General features: G+C 49.0%; 21 protein-coding genes and 1 riboswitch. Of the genes, 6 read left to right on the plus strand and 15 right to left on the minus strand.

What is annotated here, in order from left to right; all coding sequences use genetic code 11:
* Positions 1-2 precede the first annotated feature (2 nt).
* The 7 genes from galE to I8U19_RS06300 form a co-directional block, all read right to left on the minus strand.
* On the minus strand, positions 3-1,001 hold the full coding sequence (gene galE / locus I8U19_RS06270) for a UDP-glucose 4-epimerase GalE (protein WP_198055470.1): 999 nt from the start codon (positions 999-1,001) through the stop codon (positions 3-5).
* A complete protein-coding gene (galU, locus tag I8U19_RS06275; RefSeq protein ID WP_198055471.1) occupies positions 998-1,888 on the minus strand; it encodes a UTP--glucose-1-phosphate uridylyltransferase GalU in 891 nt (296 codons plus the stop codon). Before galU ends, galE begins: the two co-directional genes overlap by 4 nt.
* Positions 1,885-2,301, minus strand: a complete 417-nt coding sequence (locus tag I8U19_RS06280) for a GtrA family protein (RefSeq protein ID WP_198055472.1) — start codon at positions 2,299-2,301, stop codon at positions 1,885-1,887. Before I8U19_RS06280 ends, galU begins: the two co-directional genes overlap by 4 nt.
* The gene (locus I8U19_RS06285) at positions 2,288-3,265 is read right to left on the minus strand and encodes a glycosyltransferase family 2 protein (RefSeq protein WP_198055473.1); all 978 of its coding nucleotides are present in this window, start codon (positions 3,263-3,265) and stop codon (positions 2,288-2,290) included. Before I8U19_RS06285 ends, I8U19_RS06280 begins: the two co-directional genes overlap by 14 nt.
* Positions 3,266-3,281: 16 nt before the next feature.
* Positions 3,282-5,393, minus strand: coding sequence for an ArnT family glycosyltransferase (locus tag I8U19_RS06290; protein WP_198055474.1), 2,112 nt, complete (start codon positions 5,391-5,393; stop codon positions 3,282-3,284).
* A 213-nt stretch (positions 5,394-5,606) separates the two neighbouring features.
* On the minus strand, positions 5,607-7,079 hold the full coding sequence (locus I8U19_RS06295) for a sensor histidine kinase (protein ID WP_198055475.1): 1,473 nt from the start codon (positions 7,077-7,079) through the stop codon (positions 5,607-5,609).
* On the minus strand, positions 7,076-7,759 hold the full coding sequence (locus I8U19_RS06300; RefSeq protein ID WP_033100881.1) for a response regulator transcription factor: 684 nt from the start codon (positions 7,757-7,759) through the stop codon (positions 7,076-7,078). Before I8U19_RS06300 ends, I8U19_RS06295 begins: the two co-directional genes overlap by 4 nt.
* A gap of 225 nt (positions 7,760-7,984) precedes the next feature.
* Between I8U19_RS06300 and I8U19_RS06305 the strand changes: the two genes are divergently transcribed.
* Positions 7,985-8,881 (plus strand): DMT family transporter, encoded by an 897-nt coding sequence (locus I8U19_RS06305; RefSeq protein WP_198055476.1) that lies wholly within the window; start codon positions 7,985-7,987, stop codon positions 8,879-8,881.
* 57 nt (positions 8,882-8,938) lie between these two features.
* Here the strand turns inward: I8U19_RS06305 and I8U19_RS06310 are convergent, their stop codons facing one another.
* Positions 8,939-10,768 (minus strand): APC family permease, encoded by a 1,830-nt coding sequence (locus I8U19_RS06310; RefSeq protein ID WP_198055477.1) that lies wholly within the window; start codon positions 10,766-10,768, stop codon positions 8,939-8,941.
* A 245-nt stretch (positions 10,769-11,013) separates the two neighbouring features.
* A riboswitch (cyclic di-AMP (ydaO/yuaA leader) is annotated at positions 11,014-11,160 on the minus strand.
* Positions 11,161-11,296: 136 nt separating this feature from the next.
* Positions 11,297-11,620 (minus strand): nucleoside triphosphate pyrophosphohydrolase, encoded by a 324-nt coding sequence (locus tag I8U19_RS06315; RefSeq protein ID WP_033100879.1) that lies wholly within the window; start codon positions 11,618-11,620, stop codon positions 11,297-11,299.
* 109 nt (positions 11,621-11,729) lie between these two features.
* On the opposite strand from I8U19_RS06315, the gene I8U19_RS06320 reads away from it, so the two are divergent.
* A complete protein-coding gene (locus I8U19_RS06320; RefSeq protein ID WP_198055478.1) occupies positions 11,730-12,278 on the plus strand; it encodes an RNA 2'-phosphotransferase in 549 nt (182 codons plus the stop codon).
* 61 nt (positions 12,279-12,339) lie between these two features.
* Here I8U19_RS06320 and yhbH read toward each other — a convergent pair whose 3' ends face one another.
* From yhbH to I8U19_RS06350, 6 genes are all read right to left on the minus strand, one after another.
* Positions 12,340-13,491: a sporulation protein YhbH gene (gene yhbH / locus I8U19_RS06325; protein WP_198055479.1), complete on the minus strand. Its 1,152-nt coding sequence runs from the start codon at positions 13,489-13,491 to the stop codon at positions 12,340-12,342.
* A gap of 41 nt (positions 13,492-13,532) precedes the next feature.
* Entirely contained in the window at positions 13,533-15,431 is a 1,899-nt protein-coding gene (locus I8U19_RS06330; RefSeq protein ID WP_033100877.1) for a PrkA family serine protein kinase, read from the minus strand.
* Between the two features lie 236 nt (positions 15,432-15,667).
* Positions 15,668-16,408 carry an HAD family hydrolase gene (locus I8U19_RS06335; protein WP_198055480.1) on the minus strand — a complete coding sequence of 247 codons (741 nt, stop codon included), beginning with the start codon at positions 16,406-16,408 and terminating at the stop codon, positions 15,668-15,670.
* Positions 16,409-16,555: 147 nt separating this feature from the next.
* Positions 16,556-17,020: a tRNA (uridine(34)/cytosine(34)/5-carboxymethylaminomethyluridine(34)-2'-O)-methyltransferase TrmL gene (gene trmL, locus I8U19_RS06340; RefSeq protein WP_033100875.1), complete on the minus strand. Its 465-nt coding sequence runs from the start codon at positions 17,018-17,020 to the stop codon at positions 16,556-16,558.
* 63 nt (positions 17,021-17,083) lie between these two features.
* On the minus strand, positions 17,084-17,614 hold the full coding sequence (locus I8U19_RS06345) for an amidase domain-containing protein (protein WP_052154158.1): 531 nt from the start codon (positions 17,612-17,614) through the stop codon (positions 17,084-17,086).
* Between the two features lie 179 nt (positions 17,615-17,793).
* The gene (locus I8U19_RS06350) at positions 17,794-18,333 is read right to left on the minus strand and encodes a methylated-DNA--[protein]-cysteine S-methyltransferase (protein ID WP_198055481.1); all 540 of its coding nucleotides are present in this window, start codon (positions 18,331-18,333) and stop codon (positions 17,794-17,796) included.
* Positions 18,334-19,175: 842 nt separating this feature from the next.
* Here I8U19_RS06350 and I8U19_RS06355 point away from each other — a divergent pair.
* Genes I8U19_RS06355 through I8U19_RS17625 form a run of 4 tightly spaced genes read left to right on the plus strand, consistent with a single transcriptional unit; the run spans position 19,176 to position 21,622 of the window.
* Positions 19,176-19,988, plus strand: coding sequence for a sulfate permease (locus I8U19_RS06355; protein ID WP_198055482.1), 813 nt, complete (start codon positions 19,176-19,178; stop codon positions 19,986-19,988).
* Positions 19,981-20,568 (plus strand): ABC transporter ATP-binding protein, encoded by a 588-nt coding sequence (locus I8U19_RS06360; RefSeq protein WP_232337230.1) that lies wholly within the window; start codon positions 19,981-19,983, stop codon positions 20,566-20,568. The genes I8U19_RS06355 and I8U19_RS06360 overlap by 8 nt, the downstream gene beginning before the upstream one ends.
* Positions 20,549-20,857, plus strand: coding sequence for a hypothetical protein (locus tag I8U19_RS17240; RefSeq protein WP_232337231.1), 309 nt, complete (start codon positions 20,549-20,551; stop codon positions 20,855-20,857). Before I8U19_RS06360 ends, I8U19_RS17240 begins: the two co-directional genes overlap by 20 nt.
* Before the next feature lie 27 nt (positions 20,858-20,884).
* Positions 20,885-21,622, plus strand: a complete 738-nt coding sequence (locus I8U19_RS17625) for a DUF2705 family protein (protein WP_152568536.1) — start codon at positions 20,885-20,887, stop codon at positions 21,620-21,622.
* Positions 21,623-21,707 lie beyond the last annotated feature (85 nt).

A 21,707-nucleotide genomic window follows, 5' to 3' on the forward strand; every position in this document is an offset into this window, starting at 1 on the left:
TTTCATCCCCTTTTTTCAAAGCCAAATGGATGGGTTTGATGCCATTTCCACGCACTCATTATGATCGTCTGCAAATCGCTGTATTGAGGTTTCCAGCCCAAGTGCTCCCGTAAGGCCTTGCTGTCGGCCACAAGCATAGGCGGATCTCCTTCCCGGCGGGGAGCGATCGTGCTGCGGATCGCCTTTCCGGTAACGCGTCCGGCCATGTCGATGATCTCACGGACGGAATAGCCCGACCCGGTTCCCACGTTATAGCAATTTTGCGGGAGATGGCCTTCACCAAGCGCCTGAAGAGCCAAAATGTGAGCTACCGCCAGATCGAGAACATGGATGTAGTCGCGGATGCAGGTTCCGTCAGGAGTCGGATAATCATCACCGTAGATGGCGACCGACTCACGTTGTCCAAGTGCGGTTTGAAGGACAAGGGGGATCAGATGGCTCTCCGGCTGATGATCTTCCCCGATCGCCCCGTCGAGCGCAGCACCGGCCGCATTGAAATAACGCAGGGCGACCCATTTTACGCCTCGGTTCGCCCCAGCCCATTGCAAATATTTTTCCGTTTTCAACTTGGATTGCCCATAGGGATTGACAGGCCGCAAAGAGTCATCTTCCCTGATCGGGGCGGAGTGAGCCGATCCGTAAACCGCTGCCGTCGAGGAGAAAACAATGTTCCGGACTCCTTCGCGGATGACCGTTTCGAAAAAGGAACAGGATTTCATCGTATTTTCCCTGAAATACAGGTCCGGCTTTTTGACCGATTCAGAGACAAGACTTTTGGCGGCAAAATGGATCACGGCATCGATCCGATGCTTTTGCACAATCTCTTTTACTAACGATTCATCAGCAATATCCCCTTCATAAAAATAAGGGGTTTGCACCGCCTCACGGTGTCCGGTGGACAAGTTGTCCAGCACGACCACATGGATCCGGCGCTTTTTCAATTCCCGAACAGTGTGGCTGCCGATGTAACCGGCTCCCCCTGTCACCAAAACGGATTTCATCGTAACACCTCTCCCTCCATTTCCCTTTTCAAGACGTCCTCCAGATAGGAGAGAAACGGCTCTCTCATTTCCTTCCGCCGCAAACCGATCTCAATGCCGGCTTTCAGGTAACCCAATTTGTCTCCGATATCATAGCGGCTTCCCTTCAGTTCCCGGGCGAGGATCGGCTTCTTTTTGCAGATTACCCGCAGGGCATCGGTCAACTGGATTTCATTTCCGGCCCCCCTGCCGACCGTCCGCAAGATCGGGAAGATGGCGGGCTTCAAGATATAACGTCCCATAATCGCCATGCGGGAAGGCGCTTCATGAAGGGAAGGTTTTTCGACCAAATCGCGAACCTCATAGACGCTTCCCCTTTGTTTGCGGGCATCGATAATGCCATATTTATGCACTTCTGACGACGGCACCGATTGCACCCCGACCACTTCGGTTTCCGCTTCGGCAAACACATCGATCAGCTGCTTTAGGGCCGGCTTTTCCGAGACCATCATGTCATCCCCCAGGAGAACCGCAAACGGCTCATCCCCGATAAACTGCTCAGCGCACAAGATGGCATGCCCCAGCCCCAACGGCACCTTTTGCCGGATATAATGAATGGCCGCCATGTTAGAAATCTGCTTCAGCTCCTGCAGGAGATCCGTTTTCCCTTTGTCCCGGAGGGTCTGTTCCAGCTCCACGGAACGGTCAAAATGATCCTCAATCGACCGCTTGTTTCTCCCTGTGACGATGATGATGCTTTCAATCCCCGATTGGACTGCTTCTTCGACGATATATTGAATGGCGGGTTTATCGACAATCGGCAGCATTTCCTTTGGCTGGGCTTTCGTCGCCGGAAGAAATCGCGTACCCAGTCCCGCCGCCGGGATGACTGCTTTCCTTACCCTCATGAAACTTCACTCCCCTTGGTTTTGGTTCCTGAAAACACCCAGAGGCGGCTTCCGATAAAGTTGACCGCCATTCCGCCCCCGGTGGCTGCCAGTTTGGCAATCCAAAGCGAAAGATGATTGACATCGCGCAAGAGGTAAAGCAGGCCGGATGACACCAGCAGTGAAAAAACGTTTACCAAAAGAAACTTCATCAACTCCGGGGTGTTCGCCTTGCGCCTGATGCGAAACGTCCATTTCCGGTTCAAGATAAAACTGTTGGCAATCCCGGCCGTATAGGAGAATGCCTGAGCGGGAAGGAACGGCATCCCGCCCAGTGTCAGCAGGCAGAAGACGCCGAAATCGACGGCCGTATTGGCCACCCCGACAGCGCAGAAGCGAATGAGCAAAACAGCCTCCTGCTTATGGGCGAACACCCTGCTTCACCTCTTGCTGCTCTCTCTGTTCCACATTCGGCCTGTTGCGGAGGATATAGAGGGGACGGTTCTTTGTTTCATCATAGATTCTGCCGACATACTCGCCGAGAATCCCCAAAATGATCAGAATCACCCCGTTGAGGAGCAGCACACAGGCGATCAGCGACGTCCACCCGGCAACCGTGCTCGTCGTGAACAATCTTTCCCCGAGCGTGACCAACAGATAGAGAAAGCTGGCGAAGGAAATGAAAAAACCGAGATATGTAGCCAGTTTCAGCGGTTTATAAGAGAAGGAGGTGATCCCGTCCATCGAGAACCGCAACATTTTTTTCAACGGGTATTTCGTTTCCCCGGCAAACCGCTCATCCCGCACATACTCAATCGCTGTCTGCCGGAAACCCACCCAGCTGACCAGACCACGGACAAAGCGGTTCTTCTCGCGGATGCCCTTCATGGCCTCTGCCACTTTCCTGTCGATCAGGCGGAAGTCGCCCGTATCGAGCGGAATGTTTACCTCGGTCAATGCGCGGAGCGTCCGGTAAAAAAGAGCCGCCGTCCACTTTTTGAACAGCGTCTCCCCTTTGCGTTTTGAGCGCTTGGCATAGACGACTTCATACCCTTCCTTCCATTTCTCGATCATTTGCGGAATCAGTTCGGGCGGATCTTGCAAATCGGCATCAATAATCACGATCGCATCGCCGAGGGCATGATCCATCCCTGCCGTGATTGCGATCTGATGGCCGAAGTTACGCGAGAAATCCAACAGCTTGACATGAGGATCAGCCTCTTTTAATTCCGTGATGATTTCCTCTGTGCGATCCTGGCTCCCATCGTTGACAAACAGCAATTCATACGGTTCGGCTAGCGATTCCATCACCTGCGTGAGCCGGCGGTGCGTTTCATGGATAACGGCTTCTTCATTGTAGACCGGAATGATGATGGAATAGCGAATCGCTTCATTCATGTTCGGCCCTCCTTACTTATTGCTCAATTTCGTATAATGTTTCCCCGCCGCCAAAGTGCATGGGGAATCCGTGATCGGGAGATGAGTCCGGCTGCCACTCGGACTTGGGCACTTCCTTGCCGTGCGCCCGGATCCACTCGAATACCCGGTTGCTTTCATTGCCGTCCCCAAATCCCCTGAAACCGTCTTGGGAAGGAATCAGGAAAAACTTCACTTCTTTGGTTTTCACCATCTCTTCCAGTTTGGAGACAGTGAGAATCGGGTCGGAACCCGAAAATCCACCCATCGCCATCACAGGTTTGCCCGTTTCGATGATATACGGGGCGGCTGACATCGCATTGGTCGTGGCAAACAGATACTTTTCACCCGTATTGTGACTGGTCACATATTGCAGCAATTTGGAGTTGATTTGCGTCTCGCGTCCTCCCCTTGTCCTTCCTGAGGAGAACGGGTGAGATTCGCGCGATTCTTGATTGGCAGACATCTGCGGATTGGCAAAGCGTTTCCCCATTGCCATTCCCGGACCAAAGCCCCGCTGCACCGGTCCGGCCTCCGGAATCATGCTGTTTTCACCGTAAATGATCGGGGTCGCTGCCCAGTACAAAGGGGCCACCAGCAGCACGAGCATGCCGGCAAGGGCCACGACGGGGATCCATTTCTCACTGGCGGCAACGAACAAGACCAGTGACAAGCCGATGCCGGCCGCTCCGATGCCGATCGACCAGCCGACACCGATCTGCTGCTGGTACGGGTGAAGCACCACCAGTTCAAACGCGGTCGTCGCCAAAATCCCTGAAGGCAGCAGCCAGCGTTTCCATTCCTCCTTGTTCCGGTATTGCCGCCACAGCGCCACCCAGCCCGTTCCGGTAAGGGCCGCGATCGGCGGAGCCAGCATGACCAGATAGTATTGATGGAAAAAACCGGCCACACTGAAAAACGCCATCACCGGAAGCAACCAGCCGAGCCAGAATAATGTTTCTTGTTGCTGATCCGTAAGCGGCTTTTTACGGCGAACACCGGCAAGCAGACCTGCTGAGGCAAAGGCGACAAAGGGCAGGAGCCAGCTGATTTGCCCGGAAAGTTCGCTTTGAAACAGGCGGAGCGGACCCGGTTGCCCGGTGCCGAACATGCCGCCAGATCCCGGGCCTTGTGCTCGGTCAAATCGGGGCATTTGGCCCGGTTTGCCATTGGACATTCCGAACGGTCCCGGCATCCGTTTCCCGTTCGGAGCCGTATGCTGATCGCCCGCCATGTTTCGTCCGTTCCCCTGTGCCTGGCGCAGATGCTCTCCGTTCATCCAGCTCTTGCCGCTGGCACCCTTGCCTCCCCCGTGCATTCCTGTAAGTCGGCTCATTCCGTTATATCCGAAAGCGAGCTCCAGCACGGAATTGGTTTGGCTGCTGCCGATATAGGGCCGTTGATCTGCTGGAATGGAATCGACCACGACCGCCCAAGAGAGGGAAACAGCGGCCATAAGTACCGTTGCTGCGGCCAACACCGTCAGTTTCTTTTTCCATCCGCTCTTAAAAGCGAGGAGATAAAAGAGATAAATAGCCGGTACGACCATATAGGCTTCCAGCATCTTCATGTTGAAGCCGACACCGATCATGGCAAATGCGCCCAAAATCCAGGAAATCTTTTGCCGTCGCATTCCTTTGAACAACATCCAGGTGGCCAGAAGCAGGGCAAACACCAGCATGCTGTCAATATTATTGCTCCGGCTGATCGCTGCCGCGACCGGTGTGCAGGCCATGACCAGGCTGGCGAGCCGGGCCGCTGTTTTTCCGAATGACGGTTTGACCAGTATGTACATCATCAGGACGGAGCCGACACCCGCCAAAGCCTGCGGCAAAATCACGCTCCAGCCGTGAACCCCGAAAACAGCAGCGAACATCGTCTGAATCCAGAACACGACCGGCGGTTTGTCAACCGTCACGTAGCCGCCGGGATCAAAAGAAGCGTAGAAGAAATTGTGAAAGCTCTGAAGCATGCTGGTGACTGCAGCGGTGTAGTAAGCATTCGCGTATCTATCCTTCCAAATATCGAAAATGTTCAAAAAAGCAGCCAGCAGGGCAATCACGATCAAGAGCCAATCGATCCGCAGCCTCTGCTTCGTTTGTCCTGTCATGGTTGCGAATTCACTCCTCTTTGTTTGATATCATGCGCTGTCTTCATTTCTCTGCTATCTTATCTGCTCTGGCTGAATTGACGCTTAAGGGTAACTGAATATTGCTTGAGAATTGGCTGAATGTTTGCTGAAAAGGCACAACGGCAGAGGGAAACGGAGCAACTTTCATAAAAAAAAGCATTCAATCCAGCTGAATTCGCCGGTTGAATGCCGTCAACGTTTGGGAAGCCAAACCGTGAAGGTGCTTCCTTCTCCCACCTTGCTGTCCACATGAATGGTTCCGCCATGCGCATCAACAATGGATTTGGTGATGGAAAGACCCAGACCTGCTCCGCCGTGTTTGCGGGCCCTGGACGTGTCAATACGGTAAAATCGGTCAAATACATGGGGCAGATGCTGTTCGTCGATCCCCGGGCCATTATCCCGGACGGACAATTTGACTCCATTCTTCTCACCTGACAGGGAAATTTGAATATGGCCTGTTTCAGGATCGGTATGCTGCACTGCATTTTGAAACAGATTTAAAATCACCTGCTTCATTTTATCCGCATCGTATTTGCATTTCTGATCGGGTTCGACGGACAGGCAGAGGCTCCGGTTCCCGGCCAGAATGTGCAGCTGCGGTTCCATCTCCCGCAACATGGCATCCAGGCATCCTTCTGCAAGCTCCATATGAGGCGTCCGATCCAGCTTGGCCAGGAGCAGAAGATCGTGAACCAATTTATTGAGGCGTGCCGATTCACTGTGCATGCTTTTCAGGGCTTTGTCCAGCTGCTCCGGGTTGTTGGCCGCACCGCGCAGCAGCACTTCCAAAAAACCGTGTATCGAGGTTAACGGAGTGCGAAGTTCATGGGAAGCATCCGCGATAAAGCGGCGCATCTGTTCTTTCGTTTCCCTTTCTGCCGCAAAAGAAGCCTCCAGCCGCTCCAGCATGCCATTGAAGGATTCCGCCAGTCGGTCGATCTCCATCTGCCCTTGCCGGGCGGGAAAGCGTTTGGCCAAATTGCCCGCATCGATCTGTTCGGCTATGTTCACCATATTGAACAAAGGAACCAACGTGCGTTTGAGCACAGGCATAAATCCGAGCAACCCCACCAGCATCGCTGCGAGGGAGAGGCTCAAAAAGGTGAACAGTTGCCGGATCAGCAGCTCCTTGAGCGGGCCGGTTGGCGTACTTGCCTGAACTACTCCGAGCACCCGGTCATGCGAAACAATCGGCTGCAGAACCAGCAATTGCTCCACCCCGTCCGGGCCGGCCGTTACCTGATAATCCGCCTCCGGATCATTGCGCAGCGCATCCAGATACTGCTCGGCAGCCAACTTCGGAGGAGCGGCGCTTTCGGGACTGATGGAGACAAACTGGAAATTCCCCTGCATATCAACAAAAGCCAGACTGACGTCAGGGATGAGAAAATACGGGCGATGCAAGTCGTCTCCCGGATTTATGTCCAGACTGCCGGGGTTTGTAACGAGTTGCTCCCAGGCAAAGCGGGGAATGGCGAGAATTTGGCTCTGCATGCTGGTCGCCTTGTTTTTGTAGATCACCCCTTGCATAAAAACATACTGAAAAAGCCCGATCAGCATAAGCAAGCCGGCCAGGACGAGCAATGACCTGGACAGGAGTTGAATCTTAAGCGAATCAAAGGCAAAAATGGTGCGTAAGCCATCCCGCAGTTTCCGATTCATGAAAGATCAACCCGATAGCCTGAGCCACGCAAGGTCCGGATCAATTCATGATTTTTATCGTTCAATTTGGCCCGCAATGAACGGATATAAACCTCAACGATATTTTCATCTCCCTGGAAGTCATAACCCCATACCTTTTCCAAAATCATCGTTTTGCTTAAAACCAGCCCATGATTGAGAACCAAAAATTTAAGCAGTGCATACTCCGTCGGGGAAAGTTCCAACACCCGGTCCCTGAACCTGATTTCTTTGCGGCGGTCTGCAATCTGAAACGGCCCGATCACCACTTCTCCGAACAGATCGGGGAACTGATTGCGGAGCCGGGCATGGATCCGCGCCAACAACTCCTCAAAGCTGAACGGTTTCACCATGTAATCATCCGCTCCGAGCGTGAGGCCCTTCACCCTGTCATCCACTTCATCCTTGGCAGTGAGCATGATCACCGCCACATTCTGCATTTTTTTCAACATGCGGCATAATTCAAAGCCGTCGATCCCGGGCATCATGACATCCAGGATGACCACATGCGGCTGGAACTGCTTCATGAGGTTCAGGGCTTCCATACCGTCTTGGGCCGTCCTCACCTCGAATCCCTCATTTTGCAGGCCGAGCTCCAAAAATTGCAGGATATTCGGCTCATCATCGACTGCCAATATTCTGATTCCCCTTATCTGGTGCATCTTACATCCACCACCTTCACCGAAGTCATTCCGCTTCTATTATCTTAGCCCTAACTGAATCCATACTGAAGGGAAACTGAAAATTTGTTGAAAGTGATGCAGGCGACTGAAACAACATTGCAATCCAAACAAGGCATCCTTGACCTGAAGGCAGGAGAGTGGTTTGCTATAATTAAAATTTTCATGATAATGAATATTTTTGTTTCCAGAGAGAGGTGAAACAGCATGAACAAAGAAACCCGGTTTCTGCCAAAAGCCCCGCAGCAAATAAACAAATGGAGTTCCCTCATTCCCGCCGCCTTTGTTTTAACGTGGAGCAGCGGGGCGATCTTTGTCAAATTGGGATTGCAGTACGCCAATCCCTTTATCTTTGTCTTTCTCCGTTTCCTCATTTCAACAGCTGTGCTTTGGATCATCTGCCTGTCTGCCCGATCCCCTTATCCCAAATCCGGCAAGGAATGGGGATATGTCATACTCACCGGCCTGTTGCTGCAAGCCGGGTATCAAATCTTCTACTTTATTGCGCTGAATAATCATCTGGCCCCGGGGATCCTGGCCATCATCCTGGGGGCCCAGCCGATCATCACAGCCTTTTTTGCTGCCACAAAAATCAGATATGGCCAATGGTCAGGTCTGTTTTTGGGATTAAGCGGTCTCGTTCTCGTGGTGGCCGATCACATTTCCGCTCCGCACTTTCCGTTATCCGGACTGGCAAGCGCCCTGTTGTGCCTCGGTTGCATTACGGCCGGAACGTTTATGCAAAAACGGATCAAACTGAGTCAGCCGGTAAACATGGCAATTCAATATTCCGGAGGGTTGCTGGTGATTCTTCTCTTGCTTCCTTTTTTCGGGGGATGGCAGGTTCACTGGAGTCCCGTGTTTCTCCTCAGTTTATCGTGGATGTCGTTGGTGATCTCTGTCGGTGCTTCCATGATGCTGTACTTCTTGATCCAAAAAGGGAATCTGACCAATGTCACCAGCCTGTTTTACGGTGTCCCCCCGGTCACGGCGCTTTTCGATTATCTGATCTTTCATGATCCGCTCTCTCTCCTTGCTTTTTCGGGGATGCTTTTGATTGTTTTCGGACTGGTCCTGATCCATCGACGAGGAACAGCCTTGTGAAGGATGCCTGCCATCAAAAAAGGAGCCCCCAAAAGACGGGCTCCCCGAAGTAAACATTTATTTTTGCAACTGGTATGGAACGATCGTGACAATCACATCGCGCATGCGCAACAGATAGGCCATGATGAGAAATCCCGACTGATTGTGCAGAATCCCGTGCCACCACTTCTTGGTGATAAATTGGGGCATGACCACAGTCACCCTGGCTCCTTTTTTGTCCGCTTTCGCTTTCACCATATCGATAAATTCACTCAGCGGCGTTAATACACTGCGGTATAAGGAATGCAACGTCACCAGTCTGACTCCCGTCTGCCATTCGGCCCATTCTCTTTCCATGCGATCGATGGCTTCCGGGCTTGATCCGATATAGACAGCAACCACGTTATCGGACAACGATTTGGCATAAACGAGGGATTGCTCCACCACTTTCGTTATCCCGGCAACCGGCACGATCACCACGTTGCCGGCCGTTTTGATCTCGCTCAGCTTATGTGACAAGTCGACGCGCAGCTGATCGCCGACCGCGACATAGTGCTGATGAATTTTATGGAAAATAAACACACAGATCGGAATGAAAACAAGACTCATCCATACATGCTGAAATTTGGTGATAAAAAAGATGATCAAAATCAGAAAACAAATCAGGGCCCCGGCAAGGTTGGCCGCCAATTTGCCGATCCAGCCTTTCGGCTTTGACCTGACCCACTTCAGAATCATCCCGGTTTGTGACAGCGTAAACGGGATAAATACCCCTACCGCATACAGAGGAATCAGATTTTCTGTATTTCCCTGAAAAACGATAATCAAGATAATTGAGGCCAGACCCAGGGTAACGATTCCGTTGGAATAGCCAAGGCGGTCTCCCCTTACGGTAAAGGCTCGCGGCATAAATTTATCCTTGGCCAGGCTGTATGCGAGTAACGGGAAGGCCGAAAACCCGGTATTGGCCGCCAGCACCAAGATCAGCGCGGTGGTCGCCTGAATGAAATAATAGAAGCCATTCCGACCAAAAACAGCCCGTCCCAGTTGAGAAAGCACCGTCTCCTTTGCTGAGGGTGCGATCCCATACCAATAGGCCAAAAAGACAATGCCGGAAAAAAGGGACGCTAAAATAAGTCCCATGATCACCAAGGTAAAGGCCGCATTTTTGGGAGCGGGTTCTTTAAAGTTGGGAATCGCGTTGGAAATGGCTTCAACCCCCGTCAACGCAGAACATCCTGAAGAAAAAGCCTTCAGGAGGAGAAACAGGCTGATCCCCGCCACCGGTGTTCCGATGCTTGCATGCACATGAGCCGGGGCTGCCCCTGTCAATACCTGATACAAGCCGACAACAATCAGCATAGCCAGGGCAAATACGAACAAATAGACGGGATAGGCCAAAATGGAAGCTGATTCGGTCAGTCCCCGCAAATTCAAAATCGTGATCACAACCACAATGCAGACCGCGATCCCCACTTTATGGGGATGCACCACCGGAAAAGCGGAGGTAATCGCATCCGTCCCGGCCGAAACGCTCACCGCGACGGTCAGGATATAGTCGATCAACAATGACCCGCCCGCAACAAGGCCAATATTCATCCCCAGATTTTCCTTCGCCACCATATAAGACCCGCCGCCCTGAGGGTAGGCATAAATGATCTGGCGATAGGATAAGATCAAGGCCACCAATAATATGAGCACGCCCACCGCGATGGGCAGGGAATACCAAAAGGCCAATGCACCGACCGTAGCAAGGACGATGAGAATTTGCTCCGGGCCGTAGGCCACAGAAGAGAGCGCATCAGAAGAGAGAGTGGCCAATGCTTTCAAATTGTTTAATTTCTGGCTGTGCAACTCATTCGACCTCAATGGTCTTCCAATCAGAATGCGTTTGATTTTGCTGAACATATGATTCCTCCAAAACCTGAAAAACTGGTGAATCATGCAACAGTAAATAGTGTTCCCGGTAACCGGTGGTATTTATTGCATAATATTGACAGGACATCAAAAACTATGTGTCCGCAGCTCTTGCCGCCTTCTCCGAAGTTCCGATTCGCTCTGTGCGCGGTTAATCAAGACAGCCGCTTTTCATAAATGAAGCAATAGAAAAAACCACAAAAAAGAGAAACTCCTTCCGTGGTTTATCACATACCGTTTCCCTCCCATAACGCTTACGAGGTTAGCTGACGGATTCGGGTCATGAGAGTGACCCTACCCGGGAAACACCCGGGATTCACCCCTAAAGCAAATCGTTGCTTTTTCGGTTCCCCCGCTCTGTACAGATTCAGCGCTTAATATAGAATTAATCGTATATTACTCCGATTTACGCCATTAGTAAAGATAAAATTGCCCGCTCTTTTCCCTGAAGAGAAAAAGCGGGCAACACCTGATCAGACACAAACGCAATCCGTCCGATCTCCCTTTTCGTTTCCTGTTTTAATCCTCCACATCGATCAGAAAGATTTTTTGCTTAAACCGTCCTCTCTCCTCCGCTTTCCTTCGGCGCAAATCTTCCAGATCTTTGATTGCAAAACCATGGGATTCCGTCAGCGCATGCAAAATCTCCAGCACGTCGGCCAGCTCTTCCAATGCTTCTTGATCATTGCGGCTGCTTAAGTATTCATTAACCTCTTCGCGCAATTTTTTTTGTAATTCCGCTTTGTATTCTTTCTCATCCAAAACACGGGTCCTGCACTTCTTTCCGGCATGTTCAATGACCCGGGGAATCAAATCACGCACCAGTTTGTTGTAAGCAGGCATCATGCCACTCCTTGTGATCAGGGTTTTGACCGGAAGTTTAAGAATAATATAACATGATAAAGTCATGGGATATCAGCGGAATCTTACCCATTTAACAGGAGTGGATTTTATGCGGGCGGAATCTATCAAATCAAGCAAATTCCTCAGCAAAGTGTTGCGGCATCGGCCTGATCTCATCGGGATTCAACTGGATCCGAACGGATGGGTAAACGTGGAGGAACTCATCCACGCTTGCCGGAAACACGGAGTGCCATTGGACCGCGAGACTCTGGAACAGATCGTCCGAACCAATAACAAACAGCGCTTCGCCTTCAGTGAAGACAGGCAAAAAATCCGGGCGAATCAAGGCCATTCCGTCGCGATTGACCTGAATTTGGATCCGGTAAAACCGCCGGACCTGCTCTTTCACGGAACAGCTCTTCGCTTTCTCCCCTCCATCCGCAAAAAAGGATTACTCAAGGGAAATCGTCATCATGTCCATCTGTCCCCGGATCCCGTCACAGCCCGCCGGGTCGGAAAAAGACACGGAACCCCGGTCGTCCTTCAGATTCTGTCCCGGGAAATGCATCGGGATGGGTATACGTTTTTCCAATCGGCCAATGGCGTCTGGCTGACGGAATTCGTTCCGGTCCGGTATTTGCGGGAAAACCCCCGATAATGGGAAGAATAAAAAAAACCGCCTCTCCGAGACTGCCGGAGAAGGCGGTTGGCTTTTTGCATTAATGGACCTCTTTCTTCCCGAAAAAATGCTTCAAAGCATCATACACCTGGCTTTTTTCTCTGATCACAAAGTGGGAAAAACGCGGTTCTTTGATGTGGCGGTAGGCTGTCATCAGCGTGGAATGCCGGTTGTACTGATTTACTTCACCGTAGCCGAACATATTGGCACGTTTGAGGATTTCCTTAACCAGTTCGACACAGCGCTCATTGTCGGAACTGAGGTTGTCGCCATCGGAGAAGTGAAAAGGATAAATGTTGTAGCGGTCAGGTGAATAACGGGTATCAATGATTTCCAATGCTTTCCGATAGGCGGAGGAACAGATGGTTCCGCCGCTTTCCCCTTTGGTGAAAAAAGATTCTTCGCTTACTTCCTTGGCTTCGGTATGATGGGCGATGAAGACGATTTCGACATGTTGGTATTTGGTTCTGAGAAAGCGAACCATCCAAAAGAAGAAGCTGCGTGCAATGTACTTTTCAAAGATTCCCATCGAACCGCTGGTATCCATCATTGCGATGACCACGGCGTTGGAGTGCGGGGTCACGATCTCTTCCCATGTTTTAAACCGCAAGTCATCGACGGAAATTTGCACTTTCTTCTTCTTTCCATTGAGCGCATTGCGCTTGATCGCTTCCAGCAGCGTTCTCTTTTTGTCGATATTGCCCATCAAGCCTTTCTTCCGTACATCATTGAAGCGAATATCTTCAACGGTCATGTCGACCTGTTCTTTCCGTTCCATGTGCGGGAGCTCCAGCTCGGAGAAGAGAATCCCTTCCAGTTCGGCGATGGAAATTTCCGCTTCGTAGTAATCAATTCCGGCCTGATCACCTGCTCCCTGGCCTTTCCCCGGGCCCGGTTTGCCATCTGTCGGATCTTGGCCGAGCACGTCGCCCACTTTGCTGTTGCCGTCCCCTTGGCCAACGTGTTTTCCCTTGTTGTAGTTATAGCGAAAACGGTATTCTTCCATCGAGCGAATCGGGATTTTGATGATTTGCTGCCCATCCGACATGATGATACTTTCCTCGCTGACCAAATCGGGCAAATTTTTGCGGATCGCTTCCTTCACCTTTTCCTGGTGCCGCATCTGGTCTTCATAGCCCTTGCGGTGCAGGGACCAGTCTTCTTCCGAGACGATAAACAGGGGGTGCTTCATGTTCTTTCACCTCCCATTTAGAATCGCACCGAAGTGCGGGCTTAGCGATTGAGCAAGCTCCCGACATAACGCAGCAGCTCATTGGCGCTGGCGGGTGTGTAGCCGTATTCTTCCACCAGTCTGGCAATCACTTCATTGATTTTTTTCAACTGGTTTTCATCCGGCGTTTTGGTTGAGGTGGTGATTTTGACGACATCTTTCAAATCGGCAAACAGTTTCTTCTGAATCGCTTCCCTCAGGCGGGGATGGGTATTGTAATCGAAGCGTTTGCCTTTGCGGGCATACGCGGAAATGCGGATTAATATCTCTTCCCGGAACGCCTTTTTCGCATTTTCCGAGATGCCGATCTGCTCTTCGATCGAGCGCATCAGTTTTTCATCCGGCTCCAGCTCTTCACCGGTGATGGGATCGCGGATTTTTTGCCAGTTGCAGTAAGCTTCCACATTGTCCAGATAGTTATCCATCAGGACTTTGGCCGATTCTTCATAAGAGTAGACAAATGCTTTTTGTACTTCTTTTTTGGCGATTTCATCGTATTCTTTGCGGGCGATGGAAATAAAGTGGAGGTATTTTTCTCGTTGCTCGGGAGTGATCGAAGGATGTTGGTCCAATCCTTCCTTGAGGGAACGAAGGATATCAAGTGCGTTGATAAAATCGGCATCCGTTTTGATCAGGGCGCTGGAGATCCGGTTGATCACATAGCGGGGATCGATTCCGGACATCCCTTCGTCCAGGTGCTCATTGCGCAATTCATCCAAATCGATGTCATTGGCGCCTTCAACTGCTTCACCATCGTACAGGCGCATTTTCTTCAGCAGGTCGACACCTTGTTTTTTCGATTCTTTCAGCCGGGTCAGGACGGAAAAAATGGCGGCGGTTCGCAGCGAGTGGGGAGCGATGTGAATATGGGCGAGGTCGCTTTGTCCGATCAATTTTTTGTAAATTTTCTCTTCTTCTGTTACACTCAAATTGTATGGAATCGGCATCACGATAATCCGTGATTGCAGAGCTTCATTTTTCTTGTTGGCGATAAATGCTTTGTACTCCGACTCATTGGTATGGGCAATGATCACTTCATCGGCCGAGATCAAGGCAAAACGGCCTGCTTTGAAATTGCCTTCCTGTGTGAGGGAAAGCAAATTCCAGAGAAATTTCTCATCACATTTGAGCATTTCCTGGAACTCCATCAGACCCCTGTTCGCCTTGTTCAACTCACCGTCAAAACGGTAAGCCCGCGGATCGGACTCCGAACCGTAGTCGGTGATGGTGGAGAAGTCGATGCTTCCCGTCAAGTCGGCAATATCCTGAGATTTCGGGTCAGACGGGCTGAATGTACCGATCCCGATGCGCTCATCTTCTGAGAGCAGGACGCGGTACACGGCCATATCCTCGATCCGGCCCCCGTATTCCTCTTGCAAACGGAAGCGGCAATAGGGGCAGAGGTTTCCTTCAATCCGCACTCCGAATTCTTTTTCAAACTCAGGACGAAGTTCGCGCGGGATCAGGTTCAGCGGCTCTTCATGCATCGGGCAGCCTTTGATCGCGTACAAGGCCCCTTCATCCGTGCGCGAGTATTCCTCCAGCCCTTTTTTCAGCATCGTCACAATCGTCGACTTCCCGCCGCTGACAGGACCCATCAGAAGCAAAATGCGTTTGCGCACATCCAAGCGCCGCGCTGCTGAATGAAAATACTCTTCCACCAGTCGTTCGATGGCGTGATCCAGCCCGAACAGCTCCTTGCTGAAAAACAAGTACTTTTTATTTCCTTGGGCATCTGTCTCAATGCCTGCTTTCGCAATCATATCATAAACTCTGGAATGAGCGGTTTGAGCCACACGGGGGTTCTTCTTCACGATGTCCAGGTAGTCGGCGAAGGTTCCTTCCCACATCAGCTTTTTCTCGCGATCGCGGTACTCGGCAATCCGTTTGAGAATATCCATGGAAAGCCTCCTCTCCTTCAGTGAAAGACAAACCCTGAGTTAGACTTTTCTGATTTTATACCTGCCTCGTCAGTATCCCCTAGTGACTATAGATTACTGAAATAGGAAAGAGTAAGGCGATATTTTATATCATGTATATGCTACAAATAGAAAGTTGTTACTTCTATTTTATCAAATTTCAAAGGAAAAAGATAGAAAAACCTTGGCAAAAATCCAAGGTTTTTTCGAGACTGTTTTTATTTTTTTACCGGATGTTCCTTTTGAAAAACACCCGTCCCCTTGCAAATGGATTGGAACAAATCTTCCATGGTTCCCTCCTGATCAAAGTCGTAGGACGGGCGCCCACGGTCAATCCGGTATTCTTTCAGGAAAAAAGTGCGCATGCCCACAACGGAGGCCACCATATCCTCCTGCATGTCATTGCCGATCATCACGCACTCTTCCGGCGACACGCCCAACCGTCCGGCCACTTCCCTGTAATAACCGGGATGCGGCTTGCAAAAATGCGTTTCTTCATAAACGGTTACCGTGGCAAAAGGAAGATCGTCCAATCCCGCCCAACGCAACCGCTCATAAATCGCCTCTCTCGGAAAAACGGGGTTGGTCGCAACCGCCACCTGATATCCCCGGTCAAGAGCAGCCTGGACCACCTGGCGGGCAAGGGCACTTTTTTCCGCATGTTTCTCCAGCTTCGGAAATTCTTCTTTATAGAAGCGGTCAAACAAAGGCCAAATTTCCTCTTTTTCAAGTCCTGAAAGCTGCAAAAAAGCCCGGGTGAATACTTCTTCGTTGGTCAGGTCAGCCTGGTCGTTTTCAATCATCGCCCCCGTCGCTTTCCAGATGATCGGAACCAGCTTGTCCGGCGGAACGACATGGGCTACATAAGGGGCCAAGGCTTGCAAATATACTTTTACAAAAGCTTCGGTATCAAGCGGCAAAAGAGTTCCATCCAGATCGAATAAACAGGCTTTTATCATGCCTTCCCCCACTCTCTGCAAATGATTTCAAACCCTGGCGGCCAAAAGCCATTCAGCGTGCGCTGGTCCATGCGGAACCACGACGTCCCAAATAGATTAAATCCTTTCGTCCCCGGGTCCTGTCACAAAAAAGATGCTGGTTTTCATTCAGGAAAGCCCGGGGAAATTCAATTGCCGAAGCGCCTCATAAACCACGATCGCCACCGAATTGGAGAGGTTGAGCGAGCGGGTCGACGGCCGCATCGGGATCCGAATCAATGTTTCACGATGCCGGTTCAGTATTTCCGGCGGGAGTCCTTTGGTTTCCTTGCCAAACACAAAAAAGTCGCCTTCTTCGTACTGAAAATCGGTATGTGCGCGGCTTGCCTTCGTCGTGGCACAAAAAAAGCGCCCGGCCGGATATTTTGCTTGCAACTGGGCAAATGAATCGTGATGCTCAATATCCAGTTCATGCCAATAATCCAGACCCGCGCGCTTCAATTTGGTATCGTCAATTTTAAAGCCGAGCGGATGAACCAGATGCAACTTGACTCCCGTCACTGAACACGTGCGTGCAATATTCCCCGTATTTTGCGGAATCTCCGGTTCAACGAGTACAATGTGAAATGGCACGTGCCTTCATCCCTTCCATTCTCGAAACATCTCTTTTATTTTACCCAAATGGCAAACCGGGCTTCAACTGATGTGAAAAAAATCATAGCGAATCCTCGGGGTATACGCAACGGAATCGTAATATTCCCAGCGCCGGTTGTGGCAGTTATACGTATGGGCCGTGACCAGCGGTTGCCCGGCAGCGTCAAATCCGGTCACAATCGTATTGTGATTCCAGCGCCCGTCCCCTTCAAAATCGTAGCAGATCACATCCCCGAGCCGAAGTTCAGCCGGACTGCTCAATCTGCGGCAACGACCCGTCGGCCCGCCTGCCTGCAACATATGGTGAAACGCATGGGCTACGGTCCAACTGTAACTCCAGGAGTGCCCCTTTGCTCCCCGGCGGTACCACCATTCCCGGCCTGATTTGGACGAAAAAACCATCGGCAGCCCTCCGGCATGCAGGCACTGCGAGATGAAGTTGGTACAATCGTCATGAAAAAAACGATAAGCGCGGTTTGCTCCATTCCAATAAGTGCTGGCATATTGCACTGCCGCCAGCGGATTGTACGCGCGAATGCCGGCCTCCATCCAATTTTCTCCACTGCTGCTCATAAAGCGAAAACTCCTTTCCTTTTATACCACACTGTATGAAAAATGTCAGAAAAGGTATACTTTTCCCTCCACCCGGTCTCACGAGGATGAGTGAAGCAAAAAAGAAAGGAGCGGGGGTACAGCTGACCGGCAATGCCACTCACTAAAAAAGGCGGATGTTCCTGATCCGCCATCTTTCCTTATGATTCCTCTTTCGGTTTTAACCAGCCTTCAAGTGTTAACAGATATTCTTTAATATGAAGCCCGCCGCCGTAACCGACCAGCGATCCGTTGGATCCGATCACGCGGTGGCAGGGAATAATGATCGAAATGGGATTTTTATTGTTTGCCCCTCCTACGGCGCGCACGGCTTTAGATGCTCCGATCCCCAGTGCCACATCTTTATATGAGCGCACTTCACCATATGGAATCGTCCGAAGGTATCTCCATACCAACTTTTGAAATGCCGTACCGTGCAGGTCGAGCGGAATATCAAACTCCCGCCGCTGTTTATTAAAATATTCGTTCAATTGTTGCATGTACGGCAATAAGGCTTGCTCATTCCGTTCCAAACGGTAATGGTTAAACCATTGATTCAACCAGATCTGAATTCCAACTGTCGGGGCGCTTTTTTTGGCAAAATCGAGGTGGCACAACCCATGATGGCTGGCCACAAGAGTCAGTGGTCCGACCGGACTTTCCATCTGGCTCCATGCTATGACCTGTGATCCGGAAGCCATCGAAAATACCCTCCTACTTGGGATTACAAAAATTTTATCACAAATAACGAACTGAATGAAAACCCTCCTTACCAACACCATAACATGTAATATGGCGAATAAAATTGCATCATATTGGAAGGATTGCAACAAGACTGTTTTGTTTGCCAAAATGCTTCTATTTCAACCAACATTGCCTCGCAGCAGATCTCCTATAAAACAGACGAAAAAAAAGAGAAAAAGTTTCAAAAATATTTTAACCCATTTCGGCACTGCTGCGGACTCCCAGCCACCTTAACCAGTCGTGGTTAAGACCGCTTCAGCTTTAAATGCCAATAATGCGGGAACCACACGAATGACAGCCCCGCCACACTTCCGAAAACTGAAGAATACTGCCATGCAAGGAAGAAGCATCACACTCCCTTTTGAGGAAATGAAGCTCGTTATCCAGAAGGAAAGATATAATATTATATTACAATAACATTCATACACACAAGGAATCGATACAAAAATTTTTCCTTTACGAAAAATGAAAAAATAATATTGATCGGATAGCCGGGATCTGTGGGATAATTACGGATTTTTTGCCCCCTTCAACAAGGGCTGCTCGATTTAATCCACGTTCCGAAGAAAATATGTAAAGATGGCATGCGACAGAAAATCACAATAATCAAATATTGACCATCATCAAAAAATTATTCGATTAATAATCAAAAATATGAAGGATTCTAAATGCTGAAGCAAAAATTAATAACAGGGTCTCTCATCTTGATACACAAAGCCACCATTATTCTTATAAGAATGGGAGAGTCGTAAACACACTCTCTTATTCTTCTTGTTTTTTTGGGAAAGGAGGGGCCGATTTGTTAACAAAAATCACAAAAATGGAAATAAGGCGGGCGTTCTTTCGCCGGCAGGCATTAGTGGCTTTTTTAATCATGTCGGCTTTTTTTATTCAAGGTTTTGAAGCATACCGTCCTGGACCGCTTGTACCCGTAACGGCAAATCATAATTTTTACTTCGCTTTTTTATATGCACACGGTAATGGAGCCTCAGGTTTATTGCCTTTGGTATTTGCGCTGATCGTTTCTTTGGCTGCCGGTGATTCGCTGGCATGGGATAAGAAGTCAGGCTTTATACAATATGTGCTTATGAGAACTTCTTACAAAACTTACATTGTGGGAAAAATGGTTTCTGCATCTGTTGTCAGTTTTGTATTTGTATTCATATCAGAACTGTTTTGTTTCGTTTTGGCTGCAATACAATTTCCAAATATAAGCGATATCAATAAAATCCACAGTTCATTCATCCCAAAATATGCCGGATCTTTGTTTATCGACCATCCGTTTCTCTATATCTTGCTGATCATTTTCAACAGTGCCCTGTCAGCCGTATTCATCTCAATGGTATCGGTTTTCGTTTCCACAACAGTCAAAAACATTTACATCGTTGTTGCGACTCCCTGGCTGTTATTCATCGTATTACATTTCGTTCTTTATTCTATAAATTTAACCCGATATGCCCCCCTCGACTTAGTCGGAGCGTACATATTGAATCATTTCAGTTATCGTACACTTGAAATTCCTTTCATTTGGATTGTCTTATCCATTGTATTTTACACGTTAACCTACTTTTTCTTTGCCAGAAACTTTAAAGCGAGGGTTTACAATGGATAAAATCAACAATTTGGTAGAGTTCACTAAAGTATCTAAAAAACTGGGGAACAAACAAGTGTTAAATGATATCAACTTAACCGTTGCTTCCGGTGAAGTAGTGGGGATCGTTGGTCCAAATGGTTGCGGGAAAACCACTCTGTTACGATTGGTTACAGGGTTGATATATCCTGACAGGGGAGAAGTTCGGGTGTCAGGCAGAGCGGTTCGCCTTGGTTTGATCGGTGAATTACCCGCATCTGTTGGAGCACTGATCGAATCCCCTGCTTTCCTGCCACAACTTTCCGGTCTGAAGAATTTAACAATACTGGCCGATATACAGCAAAAAATAAATGAGCAAGCCGTAAGAGAAGCCATTAAACGAGTGGGTTTGGATCCTGACAACCGAAAACCCGTTAAGTCTTATTCATTGGGAATGCGCCAACGACTGGGTATTGCACAGGCTATAATGAAAAAGCCGAATATTTTGTTGTTTGACGAGCCCACCAACGGTTTGGATCAAGAGGGAAAGATTCTTTTTTTCCGGGATTATGAAAGAGCAGGTGGAGCAGGGAGCAGCTGTAATGATGGTATCGCACAATAAAGAAGAAATAAACAGATATTGTGACCGGGTTTTTATGATACAAAACGGCACCTTGCATCCGGTCAGAGAGCAGCGTGATAAAAGTTGGCTGATTATCACAAACAATCTGAGTGATTTGGAACATATTTATCAACAAGGTTTATTATTGCAAATCACGGAAAGAGTAGACGGTTATCCTGCCGGCATATGCAAAGGAAAATGGAAAAATCGGGATGAGATGATGTCATTTTTAACAGAGATCGGAGTAAAAACTGTCGATGTAAGAGAGGTTGAAAATGATTACATTTGAGCTTATGCAGCTGTTTTATCGTCGAAAATGGCGCTGGTTAGTTGTGTTTGTGATCATTTTTCTTTTGTCATTTTTTTCTCTCGCAGAAATGGAATTCAATCACTGAACGTACTGGATTACATCATAAATGCATTGACACAACAGTTTAATTGTATGGTAATGCTTCCTTCCATTTTTCTGATTCTCGTTGCGGATTTAATCCTGAGTGATCTTAACAATGGGTATGCGGGATTAATTTTGACACGTGCCAGATCCAGGCTCTCCTGGCTACTGGCTAAAATCTGCGTCTTATTTGTCTGTGCTTTTTTATTTACAATGATATGTACTGTTATATATCTGATCTCAGGTTTGCTTTCAGGTTTGCCGCTTGATTTTACATGGAGTTCCCATTCACTGTTTACAGAGGAGACTTCTCCATCATTTGTACTGATCATGATCGAATGTTTATATATTTTTGGTTTAACCGCTTATGGAACATTTTTGCTTATGGTTTCATTGATTTTGCGAAACACTGTGTTCACTTGGGGAACAGGGGCATTTATGAATATCCTGTCATATGTTGCTTGGTTAAAAATGAGGGAAATTGAGAAATGGTTCCCAACTTCTCAGATGATGTTTTTATCTCAGTATCCAAATAAATTAATCGTAAACACACCTGGATTTACGACTCATTGGTCACTTACATATCATTTTCTTCTTTTTACTTTCTCAGTCCTGTTGGGATTATTACTGTTCAGACGAATCAATTTAACTCGATCAATTTAGGATGGATCGTATGAAAACACTGATTCACTTGAATTTGTTACTTGTTCTTCGTTTGAAAAATCTGTTAATAACAACCGTTTTATTT

Source organism: Thermoactinomyces sp. CICC 10523 (genome assembly GCF_016055105.1).
Taxonomy (GTDB): Bacteria; Bacillota; Bacilli; order Thermoactinomycetales; family Thermoactinomycetaceae; genus Thermoactinomyces_A; species Thermoactinomyces_A daqus.